The sequence below is a fragment of the Bacillus sp. NTK074B genome, assembly GCF_017303375.1.
Lineage (GTDB): Bacteria > Bacillota > Bacilli > Bacillales > Bacillaceae_B > Rossellomorea.
Genome location: NZ_JAFKOH010000003.1, coordinates 151,373 through 171,489, shown reverse-complemented (window position 1 = coordinate 171,489; position 20,117 = coordinate 151,373). Strand labels below are relative to the sequence as shown.

At 39.6% G+C, this 20,117-nt stretch carries 30 protein-coding genes and 1 pseudogene; 30 read left to right on the top strand and 1 reads right to left on the bottom strand.

Annotated features, from left to right (window positions below; translation table 11 throughout):
• Positions 1–123 precede the first annotated feature (123 nt).
• The 11 genes from JI667_RS06885 to JI667_RS06830 all read left to right on the top strand — a co-directional run bounded on the left by JI667_RS06885 (position 124) and on the right by JI667_RS06830 (position 8,119).
• Positions 124–318, top strand: coding sequence for a hypothetical protein (locus tag JI667_RS06885; protein WP_206851433.1), 195 nt, complete (start codon positions 124–126; stop codon positions 316–318).
• Positions 319–370: 52 nt separating this feature from the next.
• Positions 371–1,102, top strand: a complete 732-nt coding sequence (locus JI667_RS06880; RefSeq protein WP_206851431.1) for a GNAT family N-acetyltransferase — start codon at positions 371–373, stop codon at positions 1,100–1,102.
• A gap of 69 nt (positions 1,103–1,171) precedes the next feature.
• Positions 1,172–1,666 (top strand): GNAT family N-acetyltransferase, encoded by a 495-nt coding sequence (locus JI667_RS06875; protein WP_206851429.1) that lies wholly within the window; start codon positions 1,172–1,174, stop codon positions 1,664–1,666.
• 74 nt (positions 1,667–1,740) lie between these two features.
• Positions 1,741–2,376, top strand: coding sequence for a hypothetical protein (locus JI667_RS22650; RefSeq protein ID WP_244668229.1), 636 nt, complete (start codon positions 1,741–1,743; stop codon positions 2,374–2,376).
• Positions 2,377–2,502: 126 nt separating this feature from the next.
• Positions 2,503–3,309, top strand: a complete 807-nt coding sequence (locus tag JI667_RS06860; RefSeq protein ID WP_206851428.1) for an aldo/keto reductase — start codon at positions 2,503–2,505, stop codon at positions 3,307–3,309.
• 234 nt (positions 3,310–3,543) lie between these two features.
• The gene (locus JI667_RS06855; RefSeq protein WP_368077888.1) at positions 3,544–3,723 is read left to right on the top strand and encodes an isochorismatase; all 180 of its coding nucleotides are present in this window, start codon (positions 3,544–3,546) and stop codon (positions 3,721–3,723) included.
• A 51-nt stretch (positions 3,724–3,774) separates the two neighbouring features.
• Positions 3,775–4,764 (top strand): S66 family peptidase, encoded by a 990-nt coding sequence (locus JI667_RS06850; RefSeq protein WP_206851426.1) that lies wholly within the window; start codon positions 3,775–3,777, stop codon positions 4,762–4,764.
• Between the two features lie 167 nt (positions 4,765–4,931).
• Complete coding sequence (locus JI667_RS06845; RefSeq protein ID WP_206851424.1) at positions 4,932–5,537, top strand: hypothetical protein; 606 nt, start codon at positions 4,932–4,934, stop codon at positions 5,535–5,537.
• Between the two features lie 130 nt (positions 5,538–5,667).
• The gene (locus JI667_RS06840; protein ID WP_206851422.1) at positions 5,668–6,567 is read left to right on the top strand and encodes an aminoglycoside phosphotransferase family protein; all 900 of its coding nucleotides are present in this window, start codon (positions 5,668–5,670) and stop codon (positions 6,565–6,567) included.
• Between the two features lie 261 nt (positions 6,568–6,828).
• Positions 6,829–7,362, top strand: a complete 534-nt coding sequence (locus JI667_RS06835) for a sigma-70 family RNA polymerase sigma factor (RefSeq protein ID WP_206851421.1) — start codon at positions 6,829–6,831, stop codon at positions 7,360–7,362.
• Positions 7,352–8,119: a hypothetical protein gene (locus JI667_RS06830; protein ID WP_206851420.1), complete on the top strand. Its 768-nt coding sequence runs from the start codon at positions 7,352–7,354 to the stop codon at positions 8,117–8,119. Before JI667_RS06835 ends, JI667_RS06830 begins: the two co-directional genes overlap by 11 nt.
• A gap of 271 nt (positions 8,120–8,390) precedes the next feature.
• On the opposite strand, the gene JI667_RS06825 is transcribed toward JI667_RS06830, so the two are convergent.
• Positions 8,391–8,798, bottom strand: a complete 408-nt coding sequence (locus tag JI667_RS06825) for a DUF3224 domain-containing protein (RefSeq protein WP_206851419.1) — start codon at positions 8,796–8,798, stop codon at positions 8,391–8,393.
• 328 nt (positions 8,799–9,126) lie between these two features.
• Here JI667_RS06825 and JI667_RS06820 point away from each other — a divergent pair, with 328 nt between their 5' ends.
• The 19 genes and pseudogenes from JI667_RS06820 (at position 9,127) to JI667_RS06730 (ending at position 19,713) form a co-directional block, all read left to right on the top strand.
• Entirely contained in the window at positions 9,127–9,669 is a 543-nt protein-coding gene (locus tag JI667_RS06820) for a GNAT family N-acetyltransferase (protein ID WP_206851844.1), read from the top strand.
• 236 nt (positions 9,670–9,905) lie between these two features.
• Entirely contained in the window at positions 9,906–10,337 is a 432-nt protein-coding gene (locus JI667_RS06815; RefSeq protein ID WP_206851418.1) for an NUDIX hydrolase, read from the top strand.
• 25 nt (positions 10,338–10,362) lie between these two features.
• Positions 10,363–11,205: pseudogene (locus JI667_RS06810) on the top strand (GNAT family N-acetyltransferase).
• Positions 11,206–11,531: 326 nt separating this feature from the next.
• Positions 11,532–12,281: a GNAT family N-acetyltransferase gene (locus JI667_RS06805; RefSeq protein WP_206851417.1), complete on the top strand. Its 750-nt coding sequence runs from the start codon at positions 11,532–11,534 to the stop codon at positions 12,279–12,281.
• Between the two features lie 81 nt (positions 12,282–12,362).
• A complete protein-coding gene (locus tag JI667_RS06800; protein ID WP_206851416.1) occupies positions 12,363–12,848 on the top strand; it encodes an AAA family ATPase in 486 nt (161 codons plus the stop codon).
• Between the two features lie 55 nt (positions 12,849–12,903).
• Complete coding sequence (locus tag JI667_RS22645) at positions 12,904–13,134, top strand: hypothetical protein (RefSeq protein ID WP_244668228.1); 231 nt, start codon at positions 12,904–12,906, stop codon at positions 13,132–13,134.
• Positions 13,121–13,321 (top strand): hypothetical protein, encoded by a 201-nt coding sequence (locus JI667_RS06790; protein ID WP_206851415.1) that lies wholly within the window; start codon positions 13,121–13,123, stop codon positions 13,319–13,321. The genes JI667_RS22645 and JI667_RS06790 overlap by 14 nt, the downstream gene beginning before the upstream one ends.
• A gap of 113 nt (positions 13,322–13,434) precedes the next feature.
• Positions 13,435–13,806, top strand: a complete 372-nt coding sequence (locus tag JI667_RS06785; protein ID WP_206851414.1) for a VOC family protein — start codon at positions 13,435–13,437, stop codon at positions 13,804–13,806.
• Positions 13,807–13,945: 139 nt separating this feature from the next.
• Positions 13,946–14,263, top strand: a complete 318-nt coding sequence (locus JI667_RS06780) for a PadR family transcriptional regulator (protein ID WP_206851411.1) — start codon at positions 13,946–13,948, stop codon at positions 14,261–14,263.
• Positions 14,250–14,816 carry a DUF2812 domain-containing protein gene (locus JI667_RS06775; RefSeq protein WP_206851409.1) on the top strand — a complete coding sequence of 189 codons (567 nt, stop codon included), beginning with the start codon at positions 14,250–14,252 and terminating at the stop codon, positions 14,814–14,816. Before JI667_RS06780 ends, JI667_RS06775 begins: the two co-directional genes overlap by 14 nt.
• A 343-nt stretch (positions 14,817–15,159) precedes the next feature.
• Positions 15,160–15,414 (top strand): hypothetical protein, encoded by a 255-nt coding sequence (locus JI667_RS06770; RefSeq protein WP_206851407.1) that lies wholly within the window; start codon positions 15,160–15,162, stop codon positions 15,412–15,414.
• 35 nt (positions 15,415–15,449) lie between these two features.
• Positions 15,450–15,791: a VOC family protein gene (locus JI667_RS06765; protein ID WP_206851404.1), complete on the top strand. Its 342-nt coding sequence runs from the start codon at positions 15,450–15,452 to the stop codon at positions 15,789–15,791.
• A gap of 8 nt (positions 15,792–15,799) precedes the next feature.
• Entirely contained in the window at positions 15,800–16,225 is a 426-nt protein-coding gene (locus JI667_RS06760; RefSeq protein WP_206851395.1) for an NUDIX hydrolase, read from the top strand.
• A 63-nt stretch (positions 16,226–16,288) separates the two neighbouring features.
• Positions 16,289–16,453 (top strand): hypothetical protein, encoded by a 165-nt coding sequence (locus JI667_RS06755; protein ID WP_206851393.1) that lies wholly within the window; start codon positions 16,289–16,291, stop codon positions 16,451–16,453.
• A gap of 42 nt (positions 16,454–16,495) precedes the next feature.
• Positions 16,496–16,783: a TIGR04104 family putative zinc finger protein gene (locus tag JI667_RS23135; protein ID WP_206851388.1), complete on the top strand. Its 288-nt coding sequence runs from the start codon at positions 16,496–16,498 to the stop codon at positions 16,781–16,783.
• 69 nt (positions 16,784–16,852) lie between these two features.
• Positions 16,853–17,173: a hypothetical protein gene (locus JI667_RS06745; protein ID WP_244668227.1), complete on the top strand. Its 321-nt coding sequence runs from the start codon at positions 16,853–16,855 to the stop codon at positions 17,171–17,173.
• A gap of 187 nt (positions 17,174–17,360) precedes the next feature.
• A complete protein-coding gene (locus tag JI667_RS06740; protein WP_206851387.1) occupies positions 17,361–17,807 on the top strand; it encodes an SRPBCC family protein in 447 nt (148 codons plus the stop codon).
• 395 nt (positions 17,808–18,202) lie between these two features.
• Positions 18,203–18,919: an alpha/beta fold hydrolase gene (locus tag JI667_RS06735; protein ID WP_206851386.1), complete on the top strand. Its 717-nt coding sequence runs from the start codon at positions 18,203–18,205 to the stop codon at positions 18,917–18,919.
• A 191-nt stretch (positions 18,920–19,110) separates the two neighbouring features.
• Positions 19,111–19,713 (top strand): VOC family protein, encoded by a 603-nt coding sequence (locus JI667_RS06730; protein WP_206851385.1) that lies wholly within the window; start codon positions 19,111–19,113, stop codon positions 19,711–19,713.
• The last annotated feature ends 404 nt before the right edge of the window (positions 19,714–20,117 follow it).

The following is a 20,117-nucleotide window of genomic DNA, read 5'->3' as shown; positions in this document are numbered from 1 at the left end:
TACTGTTCAATTTCATTTAAGTTATTCATTAACTGAAAGAAACGATTGCTCAACAGGGAAGTATTTGAAATAATTGGGACTATATAGTTTAAATATAATGACAATTTATTCAAGGAGACGATAATGAAACCGAACAATCATCATAAAAACGATGTATACATAATATTAATGCTTACAATCGGCGTTCCGTCGTGCACCATATTACCCCAAGTGGATTTACCACCTTTCGTACTCTATCCCATACTGGCCATTGGGATCCTGCTGATCATGATTGGATTTCCTGCAGCCATTCTGAGACTACGAAATATTAATAGGTAAAGGTTGTTTAACTAGGTGGACCGTAATAGAACGGATAAAAGGAGGATTATGGATGCCTCAGAAAAATATGAAACATCGTGTGGATACTCATTGGGCTGAATTTTTCGGATGTGATGGTACACAAATGATTGCTCCTACTGTGAGTGTAATCCAGCATTCCGATAGATTAAGAGGATATAACGGAATTTACTGTTTCAACAATGGGACCTCCTGTATAATATCTTCTCCTGTTAAATATATAAGGGAGTTAGATAAGGCGGTAAATGGTCTCGGACCCGACCAAGCATTTGATTCTGAATTGCTTGGTCATTCCATTGGTGATGAACATATCAAAATCATAGGACCAGCATTTCAAGGGTATGTAGACAGTGATTCATTTATTAAACAATCTTCAACATCAGTGGTTGAACTACAGACTGAGCAACAGAAAACGTTACTTAAAGAGTTGCGTGAATCATGCACAGAAATCGAGTGGCAACACAGTTCCATAGATGAGGAGATGAGTCCCATTCTATTGCGAATACTCAATGGAAAAGTGGTCGCAGCAGGGTCATGGAGAAAAGGAGAGTCAGGATTTCTAAGTATTGGGATTATTAGCCATCCTGCTCATAGAGGTCAAGGACATGCAAAAGCAATTGTAAGTGCCCTCACCAAGCGAGGAGTAACAACTGGTGCAACGATGCACTATCAAACACTCGAATCGAATACACCATCGGTTGCCATTGCCCAGTCATTGGGCTATGTACGTTTAGGAAGAACGATGGCTATTAGATTGAGTGAATGACCCTAAGATTTTCTTATAACCCAAAGGTTCCTAGAAAGGTATTTTTCAAAAAGTAGGCGGTGTACATTTATGAGTAATCATCCCATTGTAAAACCATATTCAAATGAATATCAAGCTCAAGTCGTAGATTTAATTCTCCATATTCAGCAACAAGAATATAACATTCCGATAACCAGGAAGGATCAACCCGATTTGGTTACCATAGAGAATTTTTATCAGGCAGGTAAGGGCAACTTTTGGGTGGCAGTTTATAACGATAAAGTAGTTGGTACAATCAGTCTTTTAGATATAGGTAATAATCAAGTGGCCTTAAGGAAGATGTTTGTAGATAAGGAATTCCGGGGAGCAAAATTTAAAACGGCCAGTCTTTTATTGGAGAATGCAATTAAATGGGCAGAAGAACATTCAATAAAAGACGTGTACCTTGGAACCACACCGCAATTTCTGGCCGCCCATAGATTTTACGAAAAAAATGGTTTTACAAGTATAGCTATCGAAGAATTGCCTGAGCATTTTCCAGTCTTGCAGGTCGATAAAAAGTTCTATCATTATTCGGTTTCATAGACTAACCAATAAGCGTCTTGATGCTGAAATAAATGGAATGAAGCATGCACTACTATTATAAAGGATGTGTCACGATGGCAGTTGTAGGTCTTCTAGGAATGACTCACGATGAAGAAATGCAAATAAAGTATCATTTCCCGTTGTCACTGTTGGAAGGATTAATAGAAGAATTTAAACCTGATGTCATATGTGGAGAAGTCCACCCTTCAAGCTGGGAGCTCTATCTAAATACAGGTGAACCATTTGGCATTCTTGGGGAGACACAAAATGAGTATCCGCAATTGATATTCCCATTATGTCATGAAAGGGGTATTACATTTGTTCCAGTTAATTGGTTCGAGGAGGACGTATTTGCAGAAGGTCCCTTTGATAGGTATGACGCAGAAACAAAGAGTAAGTTAGAGGCTGAATTGCAGAATTGGAATGATCAAAAGCTGTCGGCATGGAATGAAGGGGAAATCCCGTTTAACTCATTCGAGTACGATGCGATTACGAATGAAATGTATAGCTGGTTACATTCCGTTAACCCTGACGTTCAGAATATTGTATGGAATGCCCGACACTATATTATGGCTGCACGGGTGAGAAATGCTGCTAAAAAGTACCCGGATAAACGAATTCTTTGCATTCACGGAGCTGACCATAATTACTGGTATTATCAATCGTTGAAGGCAGAAGAAGGAATCGAATTGGTTTATCCATTAAAATAATTCAATTCCCCGCGCTCCCTGTATGATAACTCGCTTCTACCCTGATACTTTTTGAAAATTCTATAATTTGGTATGATGTACGTTGTAAGCAGTAAAAGTAGAGTATACAGAGGGAGTGCTAAACAGATGGAATACATCACACTTAATAATGGGCTGGAAATGCCAATGGTAGGTACAGGTACAAATACGTATGGGAAAGAAAATCATGAGTATAACGCGGCGTTAACAAATGAAATTCCTGAACTTCTATCAGCACTTGAGTTAGGGTATCGTTCAATAGATGCAGCCATCATTTATCGAAACGAAGAACTTGTCGGAAGAGTGTTAGCAGAAAGCACAGTGCCACGAGAAGAGTTATTTATTACGACAAAAGTTCCAGGCGATGAAGAATATATTTCTTCAAAGGAAGCGACTCGGGCAGCCATCGATAACAGTCTAAAAAACTTTCAAACCGACTATCTTGACCTGCTTCTTATCCACTTTCCTATTGATGACAAAGGACAACTTCAAAACACGTGGGAAGTCTTTGAAGAATATTACGAAGCGGGGAAACTAAAAGCCATCGGCGTTTCAAACTTTGGAAAACATCATCTGGAAGAATTGAACGCATTCGCTAAAGTGAAGCCGGCGGTTAATCAAATACAAATTAACTTAACAGAACCGAACAAAGATCTCCTTGCTGTATTAAAAGAAGAGGGCATTGCACCTGTTGCGTGGGGACCTATGAAAGCCGAAGCCCATCAAAAAGAAGTTTTAGATGAAATTGGTGAATCCTATAAAAAATCTGGCGCACAAGTCTTGTTAAAATACCAAATCCAACGTGGTGTGATCGTGATTCCTAAATCTCACAACCGCGAAAATCAAGCATCTAATCTAGATCTTTTCGATTTCGTATTGTCTGCAGAAGATATGAAAAAAATTGAAAACCTATAATTCGTTTGTCCTTCATCCTAGTGATAGAGATAATATCGCTAGGATTTTGATTTATGAATAGCAATGAGATTGGTGTAGTACCGCTTTTTACAGAATGGGGATTTAAGAAATATCTGTTCAAGAAAAATTAAGCAGGGGGAACGACTCTTGATTCATTTTATAAGTCTTCTTTAGATGGTGAACTGAAAAAGCAAGGAACATATAGTCATTGGGGGAATTCAAACAGAAGCGTGTGTGGATACAACGTGTAGAAGAGCCTCTAGTTTGGATTATAAGGTCACTTTAGCTTCAGATGCACACAGCACTTTGGATTCGAAAGATATTGCTGTCCAACAAATTATGAACCATCATAATGGAGTGTTACGTTGGATTGCAGATGTATTCCCACGTAAAGATATTACGTTTGAAAGTTGATGGTGCAACGATTAAAATACAATTTTTCTGAAAGAAAGGGCGTTGACTTCCATGCGTAAATTAATCAAAGGTGATAAGGTGGGGATTTTCTCCCCTTCATCTCCAGCAACGGTTACAGCAAGAAAGCGATATGAACGGGCAAAATCATTCCTGGAGAGCAAAGGTTTATGTATCGTCGAAGGGAATTTGACAGGAAAGGCTGAAGGGTATCGCTCTGGTGCCCCTAAAGAGCGCGCAAATGAATTAAACGAGTTATTGAGGAATCCGGAAATCAAAATGGTGATGTCCACGATAGGCGGCACCAATTCTAATAGCCTTTTGCCCTATATAGATTACGAAGCGTTGATAAAGCATCCGAAAATCGTCGTAGGGTACTCAGATGCAACGGCTATACTTCTTGCTCTTTATCATAAAACAAATATCACTACATATTATGGTCCTGCACTCATTCCTTCATTTGGTGAATTCGAGCCTTTGGTTAATGATACATACCAATACTTTGTAAACTACTTTATGACTGAAAGCAGCCTTCCTTATGAAGTTCCCATGCCTCCATTTTGGTCAGATGAACCTGTTAATTGGTTGGACAAAACAAAAGAAAAAACGCTATATCGAAATGAGTGGATAACAAGAAACTCCGGAGTCGCGGAAGGTCGATTAATAGGGGGAAATGTAAATGCGATGTATGGCTTTATTGGCACCGAATATTACCCTCCAATAAAGAATGGGGATGTCTTACTGATAGAGGATTGCACGAAAGATGCGTCTATAGTCGAAAAGAACTTTGCCATGTTGAAAATGCATGGAATCTTTGAAAAGGTGTCAGGGATCATTTTGGGAAAACATGAGGGATATGACGATTTAGGAACTGGTAAGAAGCCAATCGATATTCTGATGGAACAATTAGATGATAAAGAGATCCCTGTTTTGGCTGAGTTTGATACGTGTCATACCCATCCCATGCATCCTTTGGCTATAGGAAAGAAAGTGAAATTAGATATTCAGGCAAAGTCAGTCTCTTGCGTTGAAGAGTGGATCTAGATTTACTTCATTACCATGATGGCGAGTGGTTATCTTTTGAAATCAAGTCATTAAGGGAGCGTTTGCTAAACAGGCAGCTCGCCTTTTTTTAGTGCTGAGTATATGAAACTTAAACCTGTTAGCTTCCGTCTAACCTATTAAGCAAGTATAAATATAGGGGGAAGTTGATGAAAGGGATTAAATTGATTATTTATTGTGCAGTGGGATTCTTTTTATTCACAGGATGCCAATCAAATAAGACCGATAAAGTAGAAGTGAACATAAAGGATAATGAAGAACTAAAGGAGATTGCAGATACTTACACTTATGAGGATTATAAAAAAGTGTTTGAGAAGGCAGTGTCAGAAGCGAGTGACTTTGAGGCAGATAAAGGATTAAACAAGTGGTTAATAAGGATTTTAGCACAAGAAAAATTATCTTACGAAACAGAGCTGACAGATGAACAGGTAATACAGTTAGCCGAAGGAGCAATGGAAGAAGACAAAGTATGGAAGTCAATTGCCAGAGATGATTACGGGGTTACCGTTACTGAAGCAGAAGTAGACAAATATATTAAAGAAGGTCCTGATACTTTAGATCTGCCACAGATGAAGGCATATGCAGATGCTTTAGGCTTATCCATAAAAGAACTTAACCACAATTTCGACAGAGACATTTATGAAAAGAATGCTATTTGGTTAAAGCTCAAACCTGAGCTAGAAAAGAAATACGACATCACTGATAATAATGAACAAGTTGAAAAATACGAAGAGGAAGTTGAAAATCAACTTTAATATCCCTGCTCCACTAAAGAGGCTTAACCAGAAAAGGGTGAGCTTCTTTTTAAAAAAATTGTTTCTTGAGTAAGTTGCCCGATTTTGAAATAATTGGTATGAAAGGGATGCTTCTTGGAGGTTGAAATGAATGAGGGTATATCAATTAATAGATATCGTAAGAAGGGCGTATCCCGATATCCAGATAAATGAAGTAAGGACAAATAACAAGGGGTGGGACAATGACATTCTCATTCTAAATGATCAGGTTGTTTTTAGGTTTCCAAAGACAATAGGAATAGCAGAAAAGGTGAAAGATGAGGTAGCTTTGGTAAGGCAGTTGCATTTGGCAAACCCTTTGGTGCAAATCCCTAGATATGAATCTGTTTACCTGGATGGAGAATTTAAAGGTGTGAAATATGAGTATTTAGATGGTGTAACATTAAGTGATGGTGACGTGATTAAATCCATAAAACCACAAAATGCAAAAAAATTAGGAGACTTCCTTACTAAATTACATAGTATTGACTACCTAAAACTTAAAGATACAAAGATCGTACCTATCCACACCAAAGAATATTGGGCAGACTTATATGCCTCTGTAGAAGCTTTCATTTATCCTTATCTTAAAGAGTCCGAAAAAAGAGAAATCAATTATGTCTTTGAGAATTTCTTTCATAATCCGATTTTCTCAATCCCCGAAAAAGGATTGATCCATGGTGATTTAACGATAGCAAATATCCTATTTAAAAAGGACAAAGGACTTGTCAGTGGTATTATCGATTTTACAGATGCTCAAGTCGGAGACCCCGCCTTTGACTTTGCTGGTTTATACTGGTCGTTCGGTCCGGAATTCACAAAAGAGGTCTTATCTTTTTATCAATCTGATGAAAAAGAACAGATTCTTAACAGAGTACAGTCTTTCTATGGCTTACAACCAATCTTTCATCACTTGCTCCATGCAGTTAGAGAACATCATGATGTGGATTGGGAGACAGTGCTGGACAGATTTTCATACCTTTACTCTGTAAAGTATGGTGGATTTAAATAAACCCAATCCAGTAGTCTAAGTCAGATAAGACTTTAGATAAGGTGTTGAAAGGTTTGTCGTTGAAAATCACACAAGTCTAATAAAATTGGGATATATTCACGTCAATGCAATCGGTATAATAAACAAACGAATTTTCAACAAGATTTCCAATCAGGACCATAAAGGGTCCTTATTTTTTTATGATTATTTTGGTGAATAATGGGACTTTCAGGCAGCGGCAATCGTCTGTTAAGTGAAAAATACAGTTCATGGTGGTGTGATATGACAAACAGTGCAGAACAGAATGGGCATGAAGATTGGTCGATTAGATCCCTTGTCACCCGATATGGGGAGGATGTGAAGAGGCTTATTTACTCCTATGTGAAAAGCTGGAGTGCGGCTGAGGACTTGGTACAGGAAGTGTTCATCACGGTCTTCCAAAAGATAAACACATTAGAGAAGGACACTTCGGTGAAAGCATGGATTTTTTCCATTGCGGTCAATAAGTCGAAGGATTATCTGAGAAGTTGGCATTATAGGAAGTTATTATTCACGAATACATTTTCGGCTAAAACCAATAAAGAGAGCCCTGAACAATTATTGATGGAAAAACAGCAGAAAACGGTATTGAGTGAAGCGGTTTTTGCTCTTCCAGTGAAATACAGAGAGGTCATCATTCTCTTCTATTATCAAGAGTTGAGGATTGAAGAAATCTCAACGATACTTGGCATCAATTCTTCGACGATTCGAACCAGATTGGCCAGGGCCCGTGACCTTTTGAATCAAAAGCTTGGAGGCGATCTAGATGAATACTAAACGAATTCATGATGCGATTCATAAACATTTAGGGGAAGAGAGGACCTTTTCTAAAGAGGAGATGGCTGCATTACTCGCCAAGCTGGAGAACAATCCCATTCCTCCAAAGAGAAGGTGGTTTCCTGAACTAGTCAGTTGGGGCCTTGCAGGTGTAGCGCTTCTCTTGATGATTGGGGTTATTGGGAGCCAAACCGGGCTGATCCCATTTTTAGGCGGGGAGCAGCCTGATAGACTGGATACGTCTCTATTGAAAGAAAGTGAAGTCCATGGTCTTGAAGATATGTCAGAGGAGCAGAGGGAAGAATTTCTAAAGAGGCAACCTAAGGACTATTATGCCGAGACGGTGGAGAATGCTCTTAGGGCATTGCCATTCCCATTGACCTTGCCTGAAAAACTACCCTTTGATGCGAAATTTGTGGTGGAGGGAATCAAGGACTGGCACTTCCCCTCCAATACAGATGGAAAAGACATCTCAGTGAACTTTAGCGCTTCTAATGGTCAACAGTCTATCATGATTGATGCCATTGACTTCGAACAGAATGTCGTAGAAGGGGATAGTGGGGCTGAAATAACCCATGAAGCGGTAAAACTCAAACAAGGGAGTGAAGGCGACCTGAAGTTAGACAGTAACGGAGGTCAAATCGCTTTCAAAAATAAAAATGGGGTTAATATTAAAATCTATTTTTATGATCCCTTAAAGGATTATGATACACGTAACGTATTAACGAACCTTGCGAACCAGATGGTGGTTGAATGACATGCTAGTTGAATTCAGTAAGTTTAGTGTAGTGGCTTATCTTTGATAGGATAAGCTTCTTTTTAGTTATATATTTATCTTGAGAATTTCGCTTGATTTTGAAATAATTGGTATTAAGTTTAGGTCATTTTTATAAAATTTGTAACCACAGGGACAGGTACCGTGGCTCTCAACTGCCGCCACGGTACCTGTTCCCATAGAAATTTTGCTCACAAGATCCTTTAAAAGATCTTTCGAGGAAAATGACGTTCCCGGTAGGACAGATATACCCTTAATGGCTGTTTTTGAATGTAAGGTCCAGGATCATCTTACTGGTTTTATCTGTAAACTCATAGTTATAAGACCCTTTCAAGCTCTCTAAGTCACCGTTCGCTTGGATGATTGTTCCTGGTGAATCCAGATTACCTTTATCAAATATTCCTTGCTCTAAAGCCGTAAAGGTTCCGTGTTTCCCTTTGTAAGTTCCGTGGAAATGCAGGAATCCGGAAATTTTCGAAGTGGCTAAATGACCGTCATCCATAGTCGAGTCTATATAATATAATAAGTATTCAACAAAAGCTTTTCCTTGTAATTCACCCTCAAGATCATATTCGACATGTGCAATCGTAATCGGGAATTCTTTTCTAGTATCGTCTACAGGCTTTTCATCCCATTTGCTTACTGTGAATGTTGTCTCCATGGTAAAACTCCCCTCATAATTAAATAGTCATTCATCTCCAGTATAATATCCAAATAGCACCAGTAACAATGTCAAACAGAAGTGTTTTATTAGGTTTCCTTTACTAACTTTGTGAGATGCGACACATAAAGTAACGGTGGCAATCGCTTTACATACAACCGAACCTTTCTATAGTAAGTAAAGGAAGTCGAGTTAAATAAACAAGTATTTTACGAGGAAGACCGTAAAGCCGACAACTATATCCATAATAGGGGCAGATTGTTTAAGAAGGATATTATCATCGGATGTCGTATTCAGTTAGGAGAGGTCAGCAATGAGGAGGATATTAATGCCAGTGACTAAAGATAATGTAGAATACATCATTCGAAATGTGACAGTAGAGGATGTAAAGGTCCTTTTAGATATTGAGAGATCAGTTATATCAGAAGGGAAATATTTCATCGTGGTTTCAGAAGAAGCAGAGGAGAAGCCATTACAGAAGGAGAGAGAGCGAATACAAAGGATATTGGATAATAGAAGAGAAACTCTTATTGTAGCGGAAGTAAATGGTGTAGTGGTCGGATCGATAGAATTTCGTTCACAAACCAGGAAGAGATTATCACACACCGGCTCTGTGTCAATGTCCATAAGTAAATATTACAGAGACATGGGAATAGGGAAAGCACTTCTAAAAGCATTATTAGACTGGGCAGAAGAAAACCCATTCATTGAAAAGGTAAGTTTAGGGGTCCTATCGACAAATCACAGAGCCATTTCTCTGTACAAGCAGATGGGGTTTTTAGAAGAAGGGCGTTTGATTAAAGAATACAAGTTAGATCATGGTGTATATATTGATGATGTTCTTATGTACAAGCCTGTAATGAAAGGTTAGTTGATTTCCCAAGGACGAATGGGGCAGCCATGGGGACAGGTCCATTGGCTCTCTGGAAAAAAGAGCCGCGGTACCTGTCCCCATGGTACTTTAGGAGACACACTACTCAATTAGAGTGAGCTTATCATAGGCTCTATTTTCCTATGAAGATTTCACTTGAGTAAGCAGGTGGTATTTGAAATAATTGGTATAAATTAAAGGGTAGTATAGTGAAAGTCTTTTAGGGGGATTTGTGAATGTTCATCGTAAATGTAGAAGGCGCCATTCACCGAAACGGGAAATGGCTGTTAATCCTGAGAAGTGAAAAGGAGGAACACGCTGGAGGTACTCTTTCCCTTGTTGGCGGTAAGTGTGATCAGGAAGGGGTGTCATCCGATATTCTGGAAAGGACCGTAATACGAGAAATTTTTGAAGAAGTAGGCATCAAGGTGACAGGACTTACCTATGTAAATAGTTCCTCCTTTGTGACGGAATCGGGCATCCATGTCATAGATATCGTTTTTCTGTGTCACCACAAAGCGGGGGAACCTTACGCGAAGAGCGTGGAAGAAGTCGATGATGTCGTTTGGTTGACGACATCGGAAATTCTTGATCATACGGAACTGCCTGTATATTTAAAGGAAAATATTAAACTTGCGGATAAAATGCTACAAGATCATAACCGTTGAATGTTGTAAGAGAGGGTGAAGACAGATGATCCTGGAACTGGAAAAGTCGGATTTCTATAAATGCAAGGATTTCATTCATGATGAAAGTCTCTTAGAAGCAGTCGCTGTAATCAATGGTGATCATCCTGGTCGCGTATTTGTTGATGACGTGATGGCTCCTGCCTCTGGCTTCATTTGGTTGGGGAGCCAGAATGGTTATATTTTTATGGGGGATGAAGAAAATGAGTAATTCAATGTCGAGTTAAACCATTTTTTTCATACAGTCATTAAACCGGATGCCCACAAAGTTGGTTTAACTGCTTTTGAAGCGATTGGAAATCAACCGAAATGGAATAAGACCCTGAAGAAAGTGTTTGGGGAAAATATCATTGGTTATAACCAAAAGGTTTATGAATTAATAGAGTCAGATTATAGAAAGCAAAATGAACCTGAATTAGAGCAGGGATATAAAGTAGTGGAAATCACCAGGGATATTTTAGAAAACAACAGTGTTTTCGATAATATTGATTATTTGCGTTCGAAGATCTTGGAGTTTTGGCCTTCACTGGAAAGGTTTCTAGCTGTAGGTATTGGGTATGCAGCCATTTATGGAAGTGAGATTGTGAGCGTTTGTTTTTCTGGCGTAGTCGCAGGAAATGTTCATGGTATTGACATTGAGACGTTAAAGCATCACCAGGGAAAGAAACTTGGACAAAGTGTGGCTCATTCGTTTGTACGGGAATGTTTAGAGAATCAACTTACGCCATATTGGGATTGTATGGAGATCAATCACCCTTCTGTTTTGATTGCAGAAAATCTAGGGTTTGAGAATGCAATGAATTATGTTTGGTATAGAGTCCCTTTTGATAAAGAAGATCAGAGTGTTTAAGGAGAAAATACATGATATCTACATATGTGAATTGGGGAGAAACCACAGTGAAATTAACTTGGAAATCTGATCAACAACTCCCGCCTAGAGACAGGATTACCAGCGTTCATGGCTATTGTTTTAAAGATGGTCAACTGCTATTAGTCAATGGAATATTATCATGATTGGAATGAAATCAATCAAGAGATACTTGATGATGCTTTAGGTCGATTGTCGTTTTCCAAATAGGGGGTCTGTAAGGACCATCTCGTATTACGACTTGTAAAATGTAAGAATGATGCTGGTGGACGGGAATGGCGAGACTCTAATCAAGGGAGGTTACATAAATGATGAGAAATAAACCATACAACCTTTCAGAACTATTGGCCAAAGTTAAAATAGTTAAAGGAGAAAATTTTGTAACGATTGAAAACACAAAGACTCTAACAAATTCAGAGTTACTTGAACTTATCCCATATATGATGGACCAGCCATTTATAAAAACGTGTGAAAATGTAAATATCCTTGTTGATCATCAATGCAGCAAAGAGATCTTCACCCTTTTACAAGAATACGAGTTTACGTTACATGACGAAAACGTGACTGTTCACAAAGTTCTGGAGGTTGAATCATCTAACATGAGAGATGGGTTTTTATTGAAAGACTTACACGACATTCCCCTGGCAGAATTTAAGAAGGTCTGGGAAGCTTCTATGGAAGAGTCATTCAATGCACCCTCTTCGTTAAACATCGAAGAACAGATGCGAAGCGTAGAAGTGGAGCTCGGACCGAACTATCAGAGGTCTTGTATGATCGCTTATGAAAATGATGTTCCCATCGGAGTCACCATGCCTCATATAGAGCCAGGAACGGTGGACGAGGGAAGGATTTTTTATTTCGGAATCCTTCCAAGGGAAAGAGGGAAAGGGAAAAGCAAACTTCTCCACCAACAAACGCTGGACATCTTAAAGAAAGACTTTAACGCTTCTTATTACATTGGCTCTACTGGTCACAACAACCTCCCGATGCTTAAAACATTCCAGCATAATGGATGTACGGTTATAGAACAAAATAAAGTGTTTAAAAGGAAGAATTGAATCATTGTGTCTCATTCATTGAGATACCAAATCTGAAAGTATACTGAACAATGATTTTCTAATGAAAAGGAGGTCTAAGCAATGGGCGTTAAAAATTATCTGATCGAAGGCGTTTCCTGCACTGGCAAAACAACGGTCTGTAATGAATTGCAGCGCCGCGGCTATCAAGCCATTCATGGTGATCGGGAATTGGCTTATCAAGGTGATCCGGAAACTGGTGAAAAGACCGATACTGCCTCTCATGAGAAACATATATGGGATGTAGATAAAGTAAAAGCTTTGGTCGATAACAAGAATGAGCCAGTAACATTTTTCTGCGGAGGGTCTCGTAACTTCTCGAAATTTATCGATCTATTTGATAGGGTGTTTGTCCTGGTGATTGATAAAGAAACATTGAACCGACGACTGGACGAGCGACCGCAGAATGAATTTGGCGGGAAGAAAAATGAACGGGAGCTCATAGCTCGTTTGCACGATACGAAAGAAGACATTCCGAAAAATGGAATGATCATTGACGCAACTGTACCGATTGAGAAAGTAGTCGATGCGATCATCCGTCAAACATAAGGGAACCGGCTGATGAATAGCGCAACCATGCATGGCAACCAGTAGGAGGCAAAAGATGCGAACCATTAGAATGGATCATGTCAGTATAAACGTAAACGATCTTCCAAAAGCGAAAGAATTTTTTCTTGATATAGGACTTGAAGTACCTTTGATAAAGAAACAGAAGACAACCCCTGGACGTTTTTCCTGGGGACCGTTCTATCTCTCACAGGATTGTATATGCATATGGTGGGAGCGGTTCATGTTCTCATTCTTTAAGGAGGGAAGGGTAGATGGAATTCATTAATCGCATTCAAGAAATTTTATCAATGGGACTTGCATTTGTTGTTTGTCTTGCCATACCGGCATTTATTATCTATAGAGCGATTAGAAGAAAGAAACTCCCCAGTAATCATTACACCCCTTTTGACGATATCCTCAACGGAAAAGTGAGGGATTCGGAAGAGAAGAATGATCGGAACAGGAAGGAATAGAGACCGGCATTTCACCCTATACCTAAACATTCTGGGATTTTATTGGAATTCAAAGGAAAAGTGAAGATGAAACGCGAATTACTTCATAGCCCATTCAAAAAGGAGAGGAAGATTTGACTACTTCATACATTGAACAAGTGCATTATATGAGGATTCCAGTGAAAAATGTTGAACATTCAGCACACTGGTACAGAGATGTATTAGGACTCCAGTTAGTCAACATGACGGAGGAGCTTGCTGCGATCAAAGTAAATGACGGACCGTTTTTACTCATCCTCATCCCCACTGAAGATGAAACCTTTGCCCATTTTACAGTGAATCAAGAACAGGAATTCAGCATCGGCTTTACAAGTCCAGAGCTGGCTAAGTTTCATCAACACTTGATCGATCAGGGTGTGAAGGTCGATGAGATAAAGGAAGAGAACGGCCATGCCTTCTTCCACTTTTATGATCCAGATGGTAATAAGCTGCAAGCACACTGGTAAGATCAAGCCAATTTCCGAACATAACGGAAATTGGCTTTTTTTAATGGTATTTCTAAAATATGGTTGACTATTCAGTTGAACTGTATTAAATTATTAGTAAGCTGAACTATGTAGTTGAACTGAATAAAAGGGTGAGAATATGAAACATAAATTATTGCCGCTATCTGAAACGATGCATTATATTTTACTGGCACTGCGTGAGCCCCTTCACGGCTATGCGGCCATGCAGAAGATCGAAGAAATGAGCAAAGGCACCGTGGTGTTAGCGGCCGGCACATTATACGGAGCGATTGAGAACCTGAATAAACACGGGTGGATCGAGCCTGTTGGACATTCTGGCCGGAGAAAAATCTATCAGATCACCTCAGAAGGAAACTCCATCTTGAACACGGAGCACGATAGGCTCCTGCACATTGTATCCTTGTACGAAGGAAGTGAATCGAATGAAGAAGGTTAAATGGTTCATCAGCATTGAAAAGGAAGAACGTTGGCTGAACGAGCAACTGCAAAAAGGCTACCGCTGCACAAACATCAGTGGTCTGGGCGTGTACACCTTTGAAAAGACCGACAAGAACTATGTGATGAGACTGGACTATCAGGATTATCTATCCAAGAAAAAGCTGGAGGAATACAAAGGAATCTATGAGGATTTCGGTTGGAACTACCTGAAAGGGTACTGGCTGAGTGGTATACGGTATTGGCAGAAAGAAAGTGATGATCAGAATGAAATCTTCTCTGACCGGGAGTCAAAGAGACATTATTATAAGCGGATCATGGGGTATGCCTTTTGGGTTGGCATGATATTCCTCATCTACTCTTTCAGGTACTACAGAGATCCAGGATTATATCATGACGGTCTTTGGAGTATGGAGAAAGATTTGTTTTGGAAAGCATTTCTCTTTGAAACGCCATTTGTTCTGTTGAAATTGTTTCCTGCCTTTATGTTGATGTTAATGGCTGGAGTATATTATAAGGCTTATCGGAAGTATTCGGTTTTGAAGGAGCAATAGTAGGAAAGGGGCTTGTCCGGGGAGGATGAGCCCTTTTTGTCTGAAAATTCCCCTTGAGTATGATGGGTTAATTTGGAATAATTAGAATGAAGGAGTGTTGTGAGGAATGCGGGGGAGCAGGGTGAAAAGCAAATTTCAGTTGTATATGGGTTTTTTTGTAGCATTCATTTCGTTCATTCAAGCATATAGTCAGTGGGAGGAAAGTAGAGGTTTAGCTTATTTCTTCATTCTGGGGGAGTGAGTATTTTCATCCTACACCTGCTTGCTCTGTACAGGACGGCTTTTTAGTGGAGTCAAAACCCACGGAAAGGCAAGAGCTAGTCAGTAAGGAGGGGAAAGACCTATGAATGCTGACAAACAGGATAAACACCAACAGCAACGAAGGGCGCAGAGTTTATATAGAAAGAAGAAGCATAAAAAGGGTAGAAGAAGTAGTGACAATAAATTATGGGCTGTGTTGATCGTCCTGGCTGTCGTGCTTGCCCTTTGGGTTCTGACTATTACTGAGGTGTACTATATTGATGACGACGGATCAGTCCCGAGGGTTTTACGGAAGTTGGCGGAATCATTTAATCTGATTATTTGGTCGTTTTATTAAACGGAGTAAGCCAATAAAAAAAGGAGTGTATCTACATGTTTGAACGAATAGATTCAATCTGTTTAACCGTGAGCAACCTCGAGCAATCAAGTAAATGGTATCAAGAGTTAGGGTTTAACGTGTCATTTAGTGGAGAAGGTTATCGCATATTTACGGTTGGAAATGGCGGGGTTCCGTTCACGATTGAAGAAGGAAAGGTATCTTCGAAAGATAGTCCGGTTTACCCTATTTTCTTCAGTAGTACTATTGATGAAACCTATGTAAAGCTAAAAGAAAAAGGCATAAAGGTTACGGATATAAAGTGTGATGGGGACAATACCTATTTTGATTTTTACGACTTAGATGATAATAGAATGCAAGTTTGCTATTGGGAGTGACGCACGTCATGTCCATCCATTTTTATGATCTGGGTACGATAAATGAAACGGAGCTATCTTTCGCAGTAATAAGTGCCATTTATAAAGGGAAGTGGGTGTATGTGAAGCATAAGGGTAGAACTTCGTGGGAGATCCCTGGTGGTCAAAAGGAAGCGGGAGAATCCATTGAGGAAGCAGCCGGGAGGGAGTTATATGAGGAGACCGGTTGTAGAGAAGCGGATTTAATTCCCATTTGCGATTATTCCACTGATGGTTCTCACACATATGGAAGATTATTTTTTGGCAGGATACAAGAAGTCGGGCCATTGCCAGATTCAGAGATTCATGAAGTGGAATTATTTGAAGAGCTTCCTACCAGCCTTACCTATTCAGATATCCAACCTAAACTGTTTGAAAAGACCTTTGATTTTATTCGGGATCTTGAACTTGGTTAATAAAGGTATGGCTCCCTGTTTGCACTTAAAGACAGGAGTTGGCCAGTTCAAAGGAGGAGTCATGTGGCAGCGAAAGTACTAACAACAATTCTCATGTTATTTATTGTGCTATATCTTTCATTTTTAGTGAAAAACCTTATCTTCACACTGACATTTCTGATCCTGACAGGTATGTCTATTTATTATTTGTTATATGAAAAAGAAGAGAAAGAGGACTGTGATACCTGAGAAAGTATCATGAATTAATTTAAGCATCGAGGTGATTTTAGCTTGCAAAAATGCGATAAATGTCAGACCCCATTTAGCTGGAAAGCGATTATGAAATCGTTTATATGGACATATAAACCTATCCACTGCACGAACTGCGGGACGGAGCACGATATCACCTTTCATGGAAGACTGGCTTTTGTGCTTTGTACCATACTTCCTGCAGTATTGTTCTTCAACTTCCTATCCCCATTTGAAAATTATTTTTTGACGTTTGGAATCGGTATGCTCATTCTATTGGGAGGTACGTTGATAACACCTTTTCTGGTAACTTATAAAGGTGTTGAATAGAGGCGTTTTCTTATGTTGGGTGAGGCACTCTCTTAAAAGACAAATCTAAAATATCATAAGGGGGTGTCTATGTTGAGTGAATTTCATAAAGCGATCATAAGGTTGTTTGAGAGAGTTGCATTTTTAATTATTGGCTTCCTTTGTCTGTTTCATATCTTGAAACCAGTTTACGAGCGTTTTGGCATCGAGTTCATGGGAAACGTGTGGATCAACTGGTTTGGGATCAGTTATATTCTGTATGTTTTCTATACGTTAATAGCGTCTTTCTTTATCGCAAAGGAAAATACCTTTTTCCAACAAAGGGTCTCATCCTTTGTGTTTTGGATCCTATTTATCGTGGCCAATTATGTAGTTTTTGTTCCTTTTGTGAAAGGGGAAAATCCGTTTTAATACATAAGGATCGGTTGAACATAGGAGGTGTTCTTGTTTAAGTCTTCTAATCTTTAAAGGGTGTAAAAGATGCTTAGAAGAGAGAGGCAACAAAGTTGAGTGGTTAATAATTGAATTCGGGAATAAAATAGGTTATTTACTTTTTATAGTATTATAGTGGTGAAAAGCATGGAGGGAGAAAGGTGAAATGCTGGAAATTAACCATAAGACGTACATTAAAGTACCTTTAGAAAAAGTATATCAAACGATTTCGACCTCTCAAGGTTGGAATGCCTGGTTTACAGATGATGCTAGTATAAATATCAATTCAAATGGAACTGGTCAGATACGGTTGATATGGAGAAGTAATGGACATAGAACGATTGAAGATGGCGGGTCAATAATTGAGGCAATCCCCAACCAACGATTTGCTTTTCAATGGTCACCAGGAGAAGTGATTTCAACTGTAACGTTCAAGTTTGAGCCGTATAAAGAGGGGACTTTGATCATTCTTAATGATAAAGGCTACACACACTCGGTAGAAAGCTTAAAAGCCTGCATGGGTTGTGCAGTAGGCTGGGGCGAAGCATTAACGCTACTAAAGATCTACTTAGAGCATGGAATAGTATACAAGCAGGACTTACTCTTTTTATAGACTGACAGGCCAAACATCTACTTTACAGGGGAATGAAACTTGAGACTTCTAGTATCAGGAAGAAAAAGGCTGCTTCCATGGGGTGATCATTATGTACCGTACATTCGTGCATACTTAGGAGTTATCTAAAGTCATTTTGGAGGTTTTTGGAATGGATTTTAAACAGTGTTTAGGAGTCAAGAGGATAGAAGTTACTACGTCTGATAGATAGATCAATGGCTTAAAATGACAGCGCAACCATTGGAGGAGATAATTGAATTAAACCAGCTTGGCTGAGAGATTTCATACCTTTGCCGATTTAGAATGTGAAGGATTCAGTGAACTGTATAAAAGGTTAGCATCCGAGATCGCCAAATAAATGCCTGGATATCAGACATGAGAGGGAGGAAGAATAGATGATTTTACATACTGAAATATACGGAGAAGGGGAACCTGTTGTCTTTCTCCACACGGGGCTGCAAACGGGGAGTACTGATTTTGTGAAACAAAGAGAAGTACTTCAAAAAAGCAGGAGAGTCATAGTGCCGGATTTAAGAGGACATGGAAAGTCAGTTAGTGATGACATTAGCAACTACTTTGAAAACGCTGCAGATGATTTGAAGGAAACACTTGATCATTTACAAGTGGATGAACTGGATTTGGTAGGGTGCTCACTTGGGGGGTTAGTGGGTTTACGATTTGCAAAGAAATACCCTGATCGATTACGCAGCTTAACCTTGTCTGGTATTACATCTGACAAGCCGGACAATTGGTCGGAAATGCATGCTCAAGAAGTTCAATTCCAAAGAGAGTTATTGGATAATACCGAATTCACCAAGCAACTGGACCTGCAGCACGAATCGGATTGGAGACAGTTCATCTATATGGCTCGAGACGAAGACTGGTACCCTTTTGATGTTACGTGTGACTTGGATTCTATTCTTGTGCCGATTCTTTTTATGGTGGGGGAGGGGAATCAGGCGGAAGTATCGACTGCCGCTAAGTATCAAACCATGCATAAGAACGTGCATGTATGCGTCATTCCGTTTGCATCGCATCTGGTTCATGAGGATAAACCGGATATGTATACGGGAGTACTAGGAGAGTTTCTAGGGAAGTTCAAAATCGTTTAACTGTATAGTCTTACAGCCAGGTGTGATCTTTTGTGGATTGCACCTGAATTTATTTAGCCAGTGAATACTCATTGTTCCCTTACCTGGTACGAAAGGATGAAGCGGATTTCATTCTGATTAAGGATGAAGCTTTATCGGTCGGCTGATACAGTATAGGGAGCATCCGAACAATTTTGATGGAGGGATGAATCATGTTATTTCATTACCATTTCTGGACGCCCCATGTAGAAGAAACAGAAAAGTTCTATGTGAAGAATGGATTTCGAATTTCACTCCGCACAGGGAAATATCGAGGTGATTTTCAAACATTCAATCCCCCTTTGGAGTGGGATGACTTTCGGGATAGAGGGATCAAGTTCAGGATCATCGAAGCGAGGAAAGGGGCTATCAATATTACCTTTGGATACGGTAAGAGAGTGATGTTTGACCATATTGGTTTCTTGGTGAGTCCAGTGGAACTTGATGAGATATGTCAAAGGGCCGGAGGGATGAACTGGAAAGTGAATCGTAATGAAAGGAGAACCTTTATCGGAACACCATACGGTTTCAGGATTGAACTTCAAAGCAATAAAGATGCGATTGACGGCCCCCCGGCTATTGCGAGAATGGAAGAATTAGAGTTAATCATGGAAGATGTCGAATTGGAGAAAGATCTATCCTGTTTACTTAACGAGACAATGAACCATATACAAGTAGGAAAAGGAGAAACTTCTACGATCCACCAGGCAGTGATGAGCGGAGTAGTGCCTTCAAGTCAAAGGGATCCCAATGGAGTCTATGTCGTTGGTATATGAGAGGAGAGCCTGACAGACTTGGACAAAAGGGGCCAAGCCTCTTCATCATAATCAAATGACAGAAGATGTCTTGCCCTTTATAGAACAATTGGCAAAAATAAGCGGAAGTTTTCCGGCTATATTCAGAATAGAACTTGTTTTGGAGGTAAATAAGCGGAGTTTTTCCGCCTATGAACAAAATAACCGCCCGTTTTGAAATTTATGTGCTCGATAGGCGGAATTCCTCCGCCTATTTCAGTTTATTTTAAAGAGTAATGGCTAACTAAGCGGAATATTTCCGGCTATTGATCAGCTCTGAGAATGACTCTGATCTCACACCCGATAAGGGCTTGTCCTCTTTTAATTAGATTTTGGAAAAACCCGCAAACGGGACCCTCTAGAATCAGCTGAAACGTCCCTTTTGT

Coding starts and splice junctions, on each gene's coding strand:
- JI667_RS06820 (WP_206851844.1), top strand. CDS start 9,127: ATGCCAGTGACTAAAGATAATGTAGAATACATCATTCGAAATGTGACA.
- JI667_RS06885 (WP_206851433.1), top strand. CDS start 124: ATGAAACCGAACAATCATCATAAAAACGATGTATACATAATATTAATG.
- JI667_RS06805 (WP_206851417.1), top strand. CDS start 11,532: ATGATGAGAAATAAACCATACAACCTTTCAGAACTATTGGCCAAAGTT.
- JI667_RS06730 (WP_206851385.1), top strand. CDS start 19,111: ATGTTATTTCATTACCATTTCTGGACGCCCCATGTAGAAGAAACAGAA.
- JI667_RS06825 (WP_206851419.1), bottom strand. CDS start 8,798: ATGGAGACAACATTCACAGTAAGCAAATGGGATGAAAAGCCTGTAGAC.
- JI667_RS06840 (WP_206851422.1), top strand. CDS start 5,668: ATGAGGGTATATCAATTAATAGATATCGTAAGAAGGGCGTATCCCGAT.
- JI667_RS22645 (WP_244668228.1), top strand. CDS start 12,904: ATGCGAACCATTAGAATGGATCATGTCAGTATAAACGTAAACGATCTT.
- JI667_RS06745 (WP_244668227.1), top strand. CDS start 16,853: ATGTTGAGTGAATTTCATAAAGCGATCATAAGGTTGTTTGAGAGAGTT.
- JI667_RS06770 (WP_206851407.1), top strand. CDS start 15,160: ATGAATGCTGACAAACAGGATAAACACCAACAGCAACGAAGGGCGCAG.
- JI667_RS06845 (WP_206851424.1), top strand. CDS start 4,932: ATGAAAGGGATTAAATTGATTATTTATTGTGCAGTGGGATTCTTTTTA.
- JI667_RS06850 (WP_206851426.1), top strand. CDS start 3,775: ATGCGTAAATTAATCAAAGGTGATAAGGTGGGGATTTTCTCCCCTTCA.
- JI667_RS06800 (WP_206851416.1), top strand. CDS start 12,363: ATGGGCGTTAAAAATTATCTGATCGAAGGCGTTTCCTGCACTGGCAAA.
- JI667_RS06780 (WP_206851411.1), top strand. CDS start 13,946: ATGAAACATAAATTATTGCCGCTATCTGAAACGATGCATTATATTTTA.
- JI667_RS06830 (WP_206851420.1), top strand. CDS start 7,352: ATGAATACTAAACGAATTCATGATGCGATTCATAAACATTTAGGGGAA.
- JI667_RS06775 (WP_206851409.1), top strand. CDS start 14,250: ATGAAGAAGGTTAAATGGTTCATCAGCATTGAAAAGGAAGAACGTTGG.
- JI667_RS22650 (WP_244668229.1), top strand. CDS start 1,741: ATGGCAGTTGTAGGTCTTCTAGGAATGACTCACGATGAAGAAATGCAA.
- JI667_RS06760 (WP_206851395.1), top strand. CDS start 15,800: ATGTCCATCCATTTTTATGATCTGGGTACGATAAATGAAACGGAGCTA.
- JI667_RS06740 (WP_206851387.1), top strand. CDS start 17,361: ATGCTGGAAATTAACCATAAGACGTACATTAAAGTACCTTTAGAAAAA.
- JI667_RS06735 (WP_206851386.1), top strand. CDS start 18,203: ATGATTTTACATACTGAAATATACGGAGAAGGGGAACCTGTTGTCTTT.
- JI667_RS06875 (WP_206851429.1), top strand. CDS start 1,172: ATGAGTAATCATCCCATTGTAAAACCATATTCAAATGAATATCAAGCT.
- JI667_RS06765 (WP_206851404.1), top strand. CDS start 15,450: ATGTTTGAACGAATAGATTCAATCTGTTTAACCGTGAGCAACCTCGAG.
- JI667_RS06860 (WP_206851428.1), top strand. CDS start 2,503: ATGGAATACATCACACTTAATAATGGGCTGGAAATGCCAATGGTAGGT.
- JI667_RS06880 (WP_206851431.1), top strand. CDS start 371: ATGCCTCAGAAAAATATGAAACATCGTGTGGATACTCATTGGGCTGAA.
- JI667_RS06815 (WP_206851418.1), top strand. CDS start 9,906: ATGTTCATCGTAAATGTAGAAGGCGCCATTCACCGAAACGGGAAATGG.
- JI667_RS06790 (WP_206851415.1), top strand. CDS start 13,121: ATGGAATTCATTAATCGCATTCAAGAAATTTTATCAATGGGACTTGCA.
- JI667_RS06835 (WP_206851421.1), top strand. CDS start 6,829: ATGACAAACAGTGCAGAACAGAATGGGCATGAAGATTGGTCGATTAGA.